Source organism: Intrasporangium oryzae NRRL B-24470 (assembly GCF_000576595.1).
Classification (GTDB): domain Bacteria; phylum Actinomycetota; class Actinomycetes; order Actinomycetales; family Dermatophilaceae; genus Intrasporangium_C; species Intrasporangium_C oryzae.
Genome location: NZ_AWSA01000005.1, coordinates 16,478 through 28,699, shown reverse-complemented (window position 1 = coordinate 28,699; position 12,222 = coordinate 16,478). Strand labels below are relative to the sequence as shown.

9 protein-coding genes are annotated in these 12,222 nt (G+C 70.6%); 3 read left to right on the top strand and 6 right to left on the bottom strand.

Going from position 1 to position 12,222, the window contains the following annotated elements; genetic code table 11:
* Nucleotides 1-72: 72 nt before the first annotated feature.
* On the bottom strand, nt 73-3,555 hold the full coding sequence (gene rpoB, locus N865_RS03140) for a DNA-directed RNA polymerase subunit beta (protein ID WP_034801545.1): 3,483 nt from the start codon (nt 3,553-3,555) through the stop codon (nt 73-75).
* Nucleotides 3,556-3,983: 428 nt separating this feature from the next.
* Here rpoB and N865_RS03135 point away from each other — a divergent pair, with 428 nt between their 5' ends.
* On the top strand, nt 3,984-4,673 hold the full coding sequence (locus tag N865_RS03135) for a DUF4282 domain-containing protein (RefSeq protein ID WP_157557541.1): 690 nt from the start codon (nt 3,984-3,986) through the stop codon (nt 4,671-4,673).
* A gap of 89 nt (nt 4,674-4,762) precedes the next feature.
* Here the strand turns inward: N865_RS03135 and N865_RS03130 are convergent, their stop codons facing one another.
* From N865_RS03130 to N865_RS03120, 3 genes are all read right to left on the bottom strand, one after another.
* Nucleotides 4,763-5,770, bottom strand: coding sequence for an agmatine deiminase family protein (locus N865_RS03130; RefSeq protein ID WP_034801543.1), 1,008 nt, complete (start codon nt 5,768-5,770; stop codon nt 4,763-4,765).
* Between the two features lie 100 nt (nt 5,771-5,870).
* Nucleotides 5,871-6,833 (bottom strand): nitrilase-related carbon-nitrogen hydrolase, encoded by a 963-nt coding sequence (locus N865_RS03125; RefSeq protein ID WP_034801542.1) that lies wholly within the window; start codon nt 6,831-6,833, stop codon nt 5,871-5,873.
* 81 nt (nt 6,834-6,914) lie between these two features.
* Nucleotides 6,915-7,952, bottom strand: coding sequence for a hypothetical protein (locus N865_RS03120; RefSeq protein ID WP_157557540.1), 1,038 nt, complete (start codon nt 7,950-7,952; stop codon nt 6,915-6,917).
* A 108-nt stretch (nt 7,953-8,060) separates the two neighbouring features.
* On the opposite strand from N865_RS03120, the gene N865_RS03115 reads away from it, so the two are divergent.
* Both N865_RS03115 and N865_RS03110 read left to right on the top strand, forming a co-directional pair.
* On the top strand, nt 8,061-9,431 hold the full coding sequence (locus N865_RS03115) for an FAD-binding oxidoreductase (RefSeq protein ID WP_322786050.1): 1,371 nt from the start codon (nt 8,061-8,063) through the stop codon (nt 9,429-9,431).
* A gap of 1 nt (nt 9,432) precedes the next feature.
* Nucleotides 9,433-10,554 (top strand): pyridoxal-phosphate-dependent aminotransferase family protein, encoded by a 1,122-nt coding sequence (locus N865_RS03110; RefSeq protein ID WP_034801530.1) that lies wholly within the window; start codon nt 9,433-9,435, stop codon nt 10,552-10,554.
* A gap of 422 nt (nt 10,555-10,976) precedes the next feature.
* On the opposite strand, the gene rplL is transcribed toward N865_RS03110, so the two are convergent.
* The gene (rplL, locus tag N865_RS03105; RefSeq protein WP_034801527.1) at nt 10,977-11,363 is read right to left on the bottom strand and encodes a 50S ribosomal protein L7/L12; all 387 of its coding nucleotides are present in this window, start codon (nt 11,361-11,363) and stop codon (nt 10,977-10,979) included.
* 60 nt (nt 11,364-11,423) lie between these two features.
* Nucleotides 11,424-12,035, bottom strand: a complete 612-nt coding sequence (rplJ, locus tag N865_RS03100; protein WP_034801524.1) for a 50S ribosomal protein L10 — start codon at nt 12,033-12,035, stop codon at nt 11,424-11,426.
* Nucleotides 12,036-12,222: the final 187 nt, after the last annotated feature.

Here is a 12,222-nt window from a genome sequence, read left to right as displayed (position 1 = left end):
CGAAGACTTCGGTCACGTATGCCGCTGAGCTCGCTCAGCGGCATACGTGCCGCTCGTCGGTGGTGGCCTGGGTCAGACCTCTTCGACGCTGGACGGCTCGCGCCGGCTCAGGTCGATGCCGAGCTCCTCCGCTGCGCGGAAGACCTCCTCGTCGCTTTCCTTCATCTCGATCGTCGTGCCGTCGGAGCTCAGGACCTCGACGTTGAGACACAGGGACTGCATCTCCTTGAGGAGGACCTTGAACGACTCGGGGATGCCCGAGTCCGGGATGTTCTCGCCCTTGACGATCGCCTCGTAGACCTTCACGCGGCCCGGGACGTCGTCGGACTTGATCGTCAGCAGCTCCTGGAGCGTGTAGGCGGCGCCGTACGCCTCGAGCGCCCAGACCTCCATCTCACCGAAGCGCTGGCCACCGAACTGGGCCTTACCGCCGAGCGGCTGCTGGGTGATCATGGAGTACGGACCCGTCGAGCGAGCGTGGATCTTGTCGTCGACGAGGTGGTGGAGCTTGAGGATGTACATGTAGCCGACCGCGACGGGCTCCGGGAACGGCTCGCCGGAGCGGCCGTCGAAGAGGCGCGTCTTGCCCGAGGCGTCGACGAGGCGGACCCCGTCACGCGTCTTCAGCGTCGAGTCGAGCAGGCCGGTGACGACCTCCTCAGACGCGCCGTCGAAGACCGGCGTCGCCACGCGCGAGCCCGCGGGGGCCTCGTGCGCGTCGGCCGGGATCTGGGCGGCCCAGTCCGGGCTGCCCTCGATCTTCCAGCCGCGGGAGGCGGCCCAGCCGAGGTGCAGCTCGAGGATCTGCCCGAGGTTCATGCGTCGCGGCACACCGTGCGGGTTGAGGATGACGTCGACCGGCGTGCCGTCCTCGAGGAAGGGCATGTCCTCGACCGGGAGGATCTTGGAGATGACACCCTTGTTGCCGTGACGGCCGGCGAGCTTGTCACCGTCAGTGATCTTGCGCTTGTTGGCGACATAGACCCGCACGAGCTGGTTGACGCCCGGGGGCAGGTCGTCACCCTGGTCGGCGCGGAACTCCTTGACGCCGATGACCGTGCCGGTCTCGCCGTGGGGCACCTTGAGCGACGTGTCGCGGACCTCGCGCGCCTTCTCACCGAAGATCGCGCGCAGGAGGCGCTCCTCCGGGGTCAGCTCGGTCTCGCCCTTGGGCGTGACCTTGCCGACGAGCAGGTCGCCGTCGCGAACCTCGGCGCCGACGCGGATGATGCCGCGCTCGTCGAGGTCGGCGAGGACGTCCTCCGAGACGTTGGGGATGTCGCGGGTGATCTCCTCGGGGCCGAGCTTGGTGTCACGGGCGTCGACCTCGTGCTCCTCGATGTGGATCGAGGAGAGGACGTCGTCCTGGACCAGGCGCTGGCTGAGGATGATCGCGTCCTCGTAGTTGTGGCCCTCCCACGACATGAACGCGACGAGCAGGTTGCGCCCGAGCGCCATCTCGCCACCATCGGTCGCGGGACCGTCGGCGATGACGCCACCGGCCTCGAGACGGTCGCCCTCGTTGACGACGACGACCTGGTTGTAGCTCGTGCCCTGGTTGGAGCGCGCGAACTTGGCGATGCGGTACGTCTGGTACGTGCCGTCGTCGTTGGCGACGGTGACGAGGTCGGCCGACACCTCCTGGACGACACCAGCCTTCTCGGCACGGACGACGTCGCCCGAGTCGACGGCGGCGCGGTACTCCATACCGGTGCCGACGAGCGGGGCCTCGCTCTTGACGAGCGGGACGGCCTGACGCTGCATGTTGGCGCCCATGAGCGCACGGTTGGCGTCGTCGTGCTCGAGGAACGGGATCATCGCGGTCGCGGCCGAGACCATCTGGCGCGGCGAGACGTCCATGTAGTCGACGTCGGCGCCCGGGATCAGCTCGACCTCGCCACCCTTGGTGCGGACGAGCACGCGGTCGTCGACGAAGTTGCCGTCGAGGTCGATGGCGGCGTTGGCCTGGGCGACGACGTACTTGTCCTCCTCGTCGGCGGACAGGTAGTGGATCTCGTCGGTGACGACACCGCCCACGACCTTGCGGTACGGCGTCTCGATGAAGCCGAAGGCGTTGATCCGGCCGTAGGAGGCGAGCGAGCCGATCAGGCCGATGTTCGGGCCTTCAGGCGTCTCGATCGGGCACATGCGGCCGTAGTGCGACGGGTGGACGTCACGGACCTCCATCTGGGCGCGGTCACGGGAGATACCACCCGGGCCGAGCGCGGACAGGCGACGTTTGTGGGTCAGACCCGCGAGCGGGTTGTTCTGGTCCATGAACTGCGAGAGCTGCGAGGTGCCGAAGAACTCCTTGATCGACGCCACGACCGGGCGGATGTTGATCAGGGTCTGGGGCGTGATGGCCTCGACGTCCTGCGTCGTCATGCGCTCGCGGACGACGCGCTCCATCCGGGACAGGCCGGTGCGGACCTGGTTCTGGATGAGCTCGCCGACGGAACGCAGGCGACGGTTGCCGAAGTGGTCGATGTCGTCGACCTCGACGCGGACGTCGACCTCCTCGCCGTTCTTGACGCCCTTCATCGAGTCCTGGCCGTCGTGGAGCGTGACGATGAACTTGATGGTGGCGACGATGTCGTCGATCGCGAGGGTCGAGTCGTTGATCGAGCCGTCGAGACCGAGCTTCTTGTTGATCTTGTAGCGACCGACCTTGGCGAGGTCGTAGCGCTTGGAGTTGAAGTAGAGGTTGTCGAGCAGGGTCTGCGCGGCCTCCTTGGTCGGCGGCTCGCCCGGGCGCAGCTTGCGGTAGATGTCGAGCAGCGCGTCGTCCTGGCCCTGGGTGTGGTCCTTCTCGAGCGTCAGGCGCATCGACTCGAACTCGCCGAACTCCTCGAGGATCTGCGCCTCGGTCCAGCCGAGCGCCTTGAGCAGCACCGTGACGGACTGCTTGCGCTTGCGGTCGACGCGGACGCCGACCATGTCGCGCTTGTCGATCTCGAACTCGAGCCAGGCACCCCGGCTCGGGATGATCTTGGCCGTGTAGATGTCCTTGTCGGACGTCTTGTCGGGCGTGCGCTCGAAGTAGACGCCCGGGCTGCGGACGAGCTGCGAGACGACGACACGCTCGGTGCCGTTGATGATGAAGGTGCCGCGCTCGGTCATGAGCGGGAAGTCACCCATGAAGACCGTCTGGCTCTTGATCTCGCCGGTGACGGTGTTCATGAACTCGGCCGTCACGAAGAGCGGCGCGTCGTACGTCTGGTCGCGCTCCTTGCACGACTCGATCGTCTTGCGGGTCTCCTCGAAGCGGTGGTCGCGGAACGACAGCGACATGGAGCCGCTGAAGTCCTCGATCGGGGAGATCTCCTCGAAGATCTCCTCGAGCCCGGACCGGTCGGGGACATCGTTACGCCCCTCGGCCTTGGCCGCGGCGACGCGAGCCTGCCAGCGCTCGTTACCGAGCAGCCAGTCAAAGCTCTCCGTCTGAAGGGCCAGGAGGTCGGGGACCTCGAGCGGTTCGCGAATCTTCGCGAAGGACAGACGCCCCGAAGGGGTCTGTGCGGTGGACATGTTCGTCGCAGTACGCGAGGCAGCCAAGGAGGGTCCTTCCACGGGCCTTTTCGAATCTTCAGACCGCGTCACCGCATGGCTCCGCTCGCGGGTCCTGAGCACGAGGAGATCGTGGTCATGGTCGCGAAGGATGGGCATGGGCAGCGCAAAGGCTTAGCCTACCCGCACAAGGGCAGGTGTGTCCAGCCGGGTCAAGAGGCGGAGGTCGTCACCCGAAGGACCGACCTGCGACGCCCCCCGGACCGGGAGCTCCGCGAAGGGAACGCGTTGAAATATGGCCCCCCGCGGCCTCCGCGTCAAGGCCTGCCCGGATCAGCCTGCTCCGTGGCGGCCCGTTCGACGGGGTCGCGCGGCCCCTTTGGCACCCTCTCGCCGAGCACGGAACGCGCCCGACCGGGCGCCGTCCACGACCGGTTCGGTCGCTTCAGGCCGGCGGCCCTTCCGGGGTGCCTAGCATGGCCGCAGGACCCACCCGGGTCTCCACCCTGCGTGACGTGAAGGGAACGACCGTGTCAGACGTGAACCCTCCCGAGCAGCGCCCCTCCGAGCCCGAGCCCGGCGACGGGGCCTTCCAGCCCGAGCAGCCCGCCGGCACCGGGGCGCCGCTCCCGCCGCCACCCCCACAGCCCGCCGAGACGGCGCCCCTGCAGCCGTCCTTCGGCGCGTCATCGCCGCCGGCAGCGGAGCCCGTGGCGATGCCGCCCGTGGGCTCCCCCGAGCCTGTCCCGCCCCCGCCCGCCACGGGGCTGGCCTCAGCGGGCGGATACGGCGGGTCGTATGCCGCCGCGCCGGGCGGGGCGGCGACGCCGGGACCCGGGCCGGCACCCGTGCAGGGCCTCACTGCCGGCATGGGCGGAGGCTCGGGCGGCTTCGTCCAGGCGCTCTTCGACTATGGGTTCAACACCTTCGTCACGCCGAAGATCGTGAAGTTCGTCTACGTGCTCGCCACGATCTGGATCGCGGTCATCTACGTCGTCTACGTCATCACCGCGTTCACCGACAGCGTCGGCTACGGCGTCATCGTGCTCGTCATCGGCGCGCTCTTCGCCTTCATCTGGCTCGCGGTCGTGCGTATCGGCCTCGAGTTCGCCATCTCCGTCGTCCGGATGAGCGAGGACGTCCACAAGCGACTCCCCCAGGCCTGACTCGGCCCGTAGACCGCCCCCGGGGGTGTCCGGTGACCATTCAGGCCACCGAACACCCCCGCGGCGTAAGGCGCGGGCGTCGGCGCCGCTCAGACCGCCGGCTGCTGCTGGGTGATGCAGTGGATGCCGCCGCCACGGTCGAAGAGCGGTCGGGCATCGACGCCGACCACGCGCCGGCCCGGGTAGGCCTCCGCGAGCACCGCGAGCGACGCCTCGTCCTGCTCGTCGCCGAAGGTGCAGGCGATGACGCCGTCGTTGACGACGAGGTGGTTGATGTAGGACCAGTCGACCGGGCCCTCCGCGTCGGCCAGCGTGCGCGGGGCCGGGACCCCGATGACCTCGAACCGCTCGCCGCGGGCGTCGCGCGCGTCCTCCAGCAGCTCGCGCAGCTCGCGGGAGACGGCATGGTCGGGATGGCTCGGGTCCTGCTGCTCGTGGAGGAGCACGACACCGGGCGAGGCGATCGTCGCGACGATGTCGACGTGCCCCCGGGTGCCGAACTCGTCGTAGTCACGAGTGAGGCCGCGCGGGAGCCAGAGGGCGGTCGTCGCGCCGATCGTGCGAGCCAGCTCGGCCTCGACGTCCGCCCTCGTCAGCCCGGGGTTGCGGCCCGGGTCGAGCTGGACCGTCTCGGTGAGCAGCACCGTCCCGAGGCCGTCGACATGGATGCCGCCACCCTCGTTGACGAGCGGCGAGGAGATGACCTCCGCGCCCGTGAGCCCGCCGACGAACGCGCCGACCCGGGCGTCGTGCTCCCAGGACGCCCAGGACTGGGCGCCCCAGCCGTTGAAGACCCAGTCGACCGCCCCGAGAGCGCCGTCACCGGAGATCACGAACGTCGGGCCGATGTCGCGCATCCACGCGTCGTCGAGCTCGGCCGGGACGAGCTCGACGGAGGGGTGCAGGAGACGCTCGGCGACCTCGAGGTCGGCCGGCACGACGACCATCCGGACCGGCTCGAACTCGATGACGGCGTTGGCGACGGCGGCCCACGTGGACCTCGCCGCCTCGACCTCGGTCGGGGTGTCGCCGAGCGTGTAGCCCTGGCTCGGCCAGGCCATCCACGTGCACTCGTGGCGGGCCGTCTCGGAGGGCATCCGCCAGGGTCCGGGAGCGGACGATCCGCTCCCGGAACCCGCCTGACCTGCGGCAATGCTCATCTCGGGGTGCTCATCTCGGGGTGCTCAGCTCGGGTGCTCACTCCGCCACGTCGCGACGGTGCTCGTCACGGATCGGGGCGGTGAGGGCGGCATACGAGTCGGGACGCCGCGTCGAGAGGAAGGGGAAGAGCTCGAGCCAGTCACCCCGCTGGGCGAGGTCGAGGTCGGCGACGAGGACGGCCGCCTCGTCGCGCGGGGCCTGGACGAGGATCCGGCCGTAGGGGTCGGAGATGAACGAGCTGCCGTAGAAGGTGATGAGGCCCTCGGTGCCGTAGCGGTTGGGCACGACCATGAAGAGACCGTTGGCGATGCCGTTGCCCACGATGACCTGCTGCCACAGGGGCTGGGTGTCGAAGTCGGGGTGGTCGGGCTCGGAGCCGATCGCGGTCGGATAGCAGAGGACCTGCGCGCCGCCGAGGGAGTAGAGGCGGGCGACCTCGGGGAACCACTCGTCCCAGCACGTCGGCAGGCCGAGGCGGACCTGCGGCTGCTCGAGGGCGACGACGGGGTAGGCGTCGTCGGCGGGGCCCGGGCGGAAGTACTTGTCCTCGTAGTAGCCGGCCGTCACGGGGATGTGGGTCTTGCGGGTCCGCGCGACGACCTCACCGGACGGTGCCACGACGACGGCGGTGTTGAAGCCGAGGCCGTCGCCCTGGTCGGCGCGCTCGTAGAGCGAGGCGTGGACGTGGACGCCGAAGTCACGGGCGGCCTCGCGGGCGAACGTCACGGTCGGGCCCGTCTCGAGGTCCTCCGCGATGTCGGAGGGGGTCCCCTCCGGGAGCGTGTCGGCGGGGTAGCGCGACAGCGTCAGCTCCGGCAGGAAGACGATCGTCGCGCCGGCCTCCGCCGCCGTGCGGATGCCGTCGCGGAACGTCTCGACGAGCTCGCCCGGGTCATCGACCCATGCGTGCTGGACGAGCGCGACCCGCACGGGGGCGGTCTGCGGCTCGTCGACTCGGGCGAGGGACTCGGGGACACCATTGGCCTGGATGAGCTTCACAGCGTGAAGTATGCCGCAGGCCCCCGAGCGCCTCGGAGACCCGTCCGTATGCCGCCGGGCCCGCCCTCCACGCCGGCGCGCTCAGGCGCCGCCGTAGTCGACGTCTGAGGTGAGCCGCTCGCCGTCCAGGCGGATCGTCAGTCTCGCGATGGGGTCCCGGTGCGGGAGGTCGGCGAGTGGCGCGAGCGCCTCGTTGAGCCGCTCGAACGTCTCCGGAGTCGGCACGGGCGACTGGCCGTCTGCGTTGCCCGACAGGCCGCTGACCCGGTGCTGCGCATCCAGCGTCAGGACGGCCGTGAGCCGCTCGACCCGGCTCCCCCGCTGCTGCTCGATGCCCTCCTTGAGCAGGCGGGCCACCTCGGGCACGACCTCGTCGACGACGACCATCGGCGGCAGGCCCTCGGGCACGACGCCGTCCGCCGGAGGTTCGACGAGCGGCTCCCCGAGGGCGGCCGGCTCCGGCTGGCCGACCTCGACCGGAACCGCCTCCTCGGTCGTCCCCTCGGTGGTCTCGCCGGCAGCGGCCGGCGTGGGCCGGCCGACGTGGCCCTCGGAGAGGAAGCCGGTCGCGGCATACTCGATCTTGGCGAAGTCGACGACCGCGTCCCGCGCGAGCGAGGTGTCGACGACGTAGGCGATGTTGACGGCGAGGTCCTCCATGCCCGCGTGCAGCTGCTGGCCGACGTAGCGAGCGCAGAGCAGGAGCGCGTTGACGCGGACCATGGGACGACCCTTGCGGTCCTCGACGCGCTGCTCCGGCGCCGCCCGGCCGATGTCGAAGCCCGCAGCCGGGTAGAAGTGGAGGGGGCGCTCGAGCACCATGAGGGAGTAGTCGGGCCGGTCGGATCCCGGCAGGACCCGGTAGAGCTCGCCGGTCACGGGCAGCTGCCACTCGAGCTCCTCGGGCGCCAGCTCGAAGCGGGTCACGGTGACGAGTGGCCCGTACTCCCCCATCGGCGAGGCCGCGGGAGGCGCCGGCACCGGCTCTGCGGCAGCGGCCGGCGCGGGTCCTGCCTCGGGAACGACGGGACCGACGGGACCGACGGGATCAGCCGCGGCAGGCGCAGGAACGTCCGGCTCCGCAGCCTGTGGTCTCTTGTTGCGCGACAGCCATCCCATGTGCGTCAACCTACCGGCCACTGCCACCCCCGGTTCGATGTATCCCAGGGTCGTATTCGACCGCGGGATACATCGAACCAGGGGTGGCGGCGCGGTTACCGTGGCGACGTGACGACTGTGCCCGACCTGGCCGACCTCGGCGCCGCGCTCAGCGAGGGCGCGCTCACCACCGAGCCCGCGACGATGGAGGCCTACCGCCGCGACTGGACCCAGTCCGACACCGCCGGTATGCCGCTGGCCGTGGTCCGCGCCCGCACCGCGGCCGACGTCCAGGAGACCGTGCGATGGGCCAGCGCCGGCGGCGTCCCCGTCGTGCCCCGGGGCGCCGGAAGCGGGCTGTCCGGCGGCTCGAACGCCGTCGACGGGTGCATCGTCCTCAGCCTCGAGCGCATGCGGGCCATCGAGATCGACCCGGCGACGCGCACGGCGATCGTCGAGCCGGGCGCCCTCAACGCCGAGGTCAAGATGGCCGCGGCGGTCGAGGGGCTCTGGTACCCGCCCGACCCCTCGTCTTTCGAGATCTGCTCGATCGGCGGCAACGTCGCGACCAACGCCGGCGGGCTGTGCTGCGTGAAGTACGGCGTGACGACCGACTACGTCCTCGGCCTCGACGTCGTCCTCGCGGACGGCACCCTCGTCCGGCTCGGCGGGCAGCGGATCAAGGACGTCGCGGGGCTCTCGCTCCTCAAGCTCTTCGTCGGCAGCGAGGGCACCCTCGGGATCGTCACGCGGGCCATCCTCCGGCTCGTCCCGGCCCAGTCGCCCCGCGCCACGCTCGTCGCGACCTTCGCCACCGTGGAGGTCGCGGCACGGACGGTCGTCGCCATCGGCCGGACCCTGCGTCCGTCGATGCTGGAGCTCATGGACCAGGCGTCGATCAACGCCGTCGAGGACTACCAGTCCATGGGCCTGGACCGGACGGCCGGAGCGATGCTCCTCGCCCAGTCCGACGCTCCGGGCGGGGCCCGCGCCGAGGAGATCGCCCACATGGAGCAGATGTGCCTCGCGCACGGTTCCGTCGAGTGCTTCGTCACGGACGACCCCGACGAGGGCGAGATGTTCGCCGCCGCGAGGCGAGCCGCCTTCCCGGCCATCGAACGCCGGGGGTCGCTCATGCTCGAGGACGTCGGGGTCCCCGTCCCCCTGCTGCCCGAGCTGCTCGTCGGTATCGCGGCCATCGCCGAGCGCAACGCCGTCGAGATCCCCGTCGTCGCCCATGCCGGTGACGGCAACACGCACCCGATCGTGGTGCACCCCGCAGGCGACGCGGCGGCGAGGGTCCGTGCAGCGCAGGCGTTCTCAGAGATCATGGCCCTCGCCATCTCACTCGGCGGGACCATCACCGGCGAGCACGGCGTCGGCCGCCTCAAGCGGGCCGCCCTGCCCGACCAGCTCGGCCCGGACGTCATGGCCCTCACCCACCGCATCAAGCAGGCCCTCGACCCGAAGGGCATCCTCAACCCGGGAGCAGGTTTCTGACATGACCACGCCGGTCCCCTCGACAGCCCGCCCGCTCGCCGACCGCCACCTCCTCGGCCCCGGACCCTGCAACCCCTATCCCGAGGCGACCCTCGCCCTCGCCGCTCCCCTGCTCGGTCACCTCGACCCCGAGTTCCTCGCCATCATGGACGAGACGTGCGACCTGCTGCGCCTCGCATGGGGCACCGACAACCGGCGGACCTTGCCCCTGTCGGCCACCGGATCGGCCGGCATGGAGGCCGCCTTCGTCAACCTCGTTCACCCCGGTGACGTGGTCGTCGTCGCGGTCAACGGCCTCTTCGGACAGCGGATGTGCGACGTCGCCGCCCGCCACGGCGCCGAGGTGGTCCCGGTCGACCACGAGTGGGGTCAGCCGGTCGACGTCGAGCGTGTCGTCTCGGCGCACCCGAGCCCGAAGATCATCGCCGCCGTCCATGCCGAGACATCCACCGGCGTCCGCTCCGACGTCGCCGCGCTGGGGGCGGCGAAGGGCGACGCCCTCCTCCTCGTCGACGCCGTGACGAGCATCGGCGGGATCGAGCTGCGCGCCGACGCCTGGGGCATCGATGTCGGCTACGCCGGCACCCAGAAGTGCCTCGGCGTCGCCCCCGGGCTCGCACCCTTCACGATCAACGACCGCGCCTTCGAGCGGCGCGTCGAGCGCCCGTCCTCGTGGTACCTCGACCTCGGCCTCCTCGGCGGGTACGTCGGCGAAGCCTCCGGAGCAGGCCAACGGACCTACCACCACACCGCACCCACGGCCATGGTCGCGAGCCTCCACGCCGCCCTCCAGCGCATCGCCGCCGAGGGCCTCGAGAACGTCTGGGCCCGGCACGCCGAGGCCGGGCAGCTGCTCCAGGACGGCCTGGAGGAGATCGGGCTCGAGCTCTTCGCGGCCAAGGGCCACCGCCTGCCCGAGCTGACCACCGTTCGCGTGCCCGACGGTGTCGACTCGGCCGACGTCCGCCGCTATCTCCTCGAGAAGCACGACATCGAGATCGGTGCGGGCGCCGGCCAGTACGCCTCGACGGTCTGGCGCATCGGCCTCATGGGCCACAACGCCCGCCGCGACCGCGTCGCCCTCGTCATCACCGCCCTCGAGGACGCCCTCGCCCACGCCTGACCCCCGCGTCTCTCAGACCCTCAGCGAGCCGAACGCGGGGCCGCTCACGCGGCCTCAGGAGCATGGGCATCGGGAAGCCCGCCCGCCGAGACGGGCGCAGAGCCGCTCACGCGGCCTCAGGAGCATGGGCGGCGCATCGTCTCGCGGCGACGCCCCGTCCCCTGCCATGGCGCCGCCCATGAATCGGCCGCCCGAGCGACCCCGCGCCCGTTGATCCGCGCGGCATGGCGGTGGGAGCGGCATCGGCGGCGGCCCGCGTCCGCTGGGAGGTCAGTGAGCGGCATACGTGGGCCGACGACGCTCTCGCCGCGAGCGCCGTCGTGCCGTGCGGGCCCCATGAGCGTTGAACGCCGAAGGCGGGCCCGACCGGAGTCGGACCCGCCTTCGCGGTACTGCTGGAGATCCCGGCTAGCCGGGACGGCTCACTTGAGCTCGACGGTGGCGCCGGCGCCCTCGAGCTGCTCCTTGGCCTTCTCGGCCGCAGCCTTGTCGACCTTCTCGAGGACGGGCTTGGGAGCGCCGTCGACGAGGTCCTTGGCCTCCTTGAGGCCGAGGCTCGTGAGCGCGCGGACCTCCTTGATGACCTGGATCTTCTTGTCGCCGGCGGCGACGAGGACGACGTCGAACTCGTCCTGCTCCTCGGCGGCCTCGGGAGCGGCGCCCGCGGGGACACCGGCGGCGGCGACGGCGACCGGAGCGGCAGCCGTGACCTCGAAGGTGTCCTCGAAGAGCTTCACGAACTCGGAGAGCTCGATGAGGGTCATCTCCTTGAAAGCGTCAAGGAGCTCGTCAGTGCTGAGCTTCGCCATGATGGCTTCCTTCCTGTGTATTGCCGTGAGTGGCGTTGTGATGGATGAACCGACGTGACGTCAGTTCTCGTCGCCACCCTCGGCGACGTCGGTGGTGGCCTCTGCGTCGGCAGCAGCCGGAGCCTCGTCGGCCGCGGCGGCCGGCGTGGCGGGACCCTCGGCCTCGACCTTCTGGCGCAGGGCGTCGACCAGGCGGGCCGTCTGCGCGAGAGGTGCGGCAAAGAGGTAGACGGCCTTGCTGAGGGAGCCCTTCATGGCCCCCGCCATCTTGGCCAGGAGAACCTCGCGGGACTCGAGGTCCGCAAGCTTCGTGATCTCCTCGGGGCTCAAGGACTTGCCGTCGAGGACGCCAGCCTTGATCACGAGGAGGGGGTGTGCCTTGGCGAAGTCACGCAGACCCTTGGCAGCCTCGACCGGGTCACCGGTCACGAAGGCGATGGCGCTCGGGCCCTGGAGGTGGCCGTCAAAGGCCGTGATACCGGCCTCCTTGGCTGCGATCTCCGTCAGCGTGTTCTTGACCACGGCATAGGTGGCGTGTTCCCGGAGCGAGCTGCGCAGCTGCGAGAGCTGGGCGACGGTGAGGCCGCGGTACTCGGTGAGAACGGCCGCGCCGGACTCACGGAACTTGTCCGCGATCTCGGCAATGGCTGCCGTCTTCTCGACGTTTGCCATCTGGGCCTCCTTCCCTTGCGTTGCGCCGCCGGCAGAGGGCCAACACGACAAAGGCCCCGGCGCAGGGCGCACGGGGCTTGGCTGCATACCGACGTATGCCGTTGGGCTTCGTGTCCTGCGCTGGCTGCCCGCATCGTGCGGAACCTTCGGGAGGGGCGTGGAGCCCACGTCCTCCAACCGGCGGTCA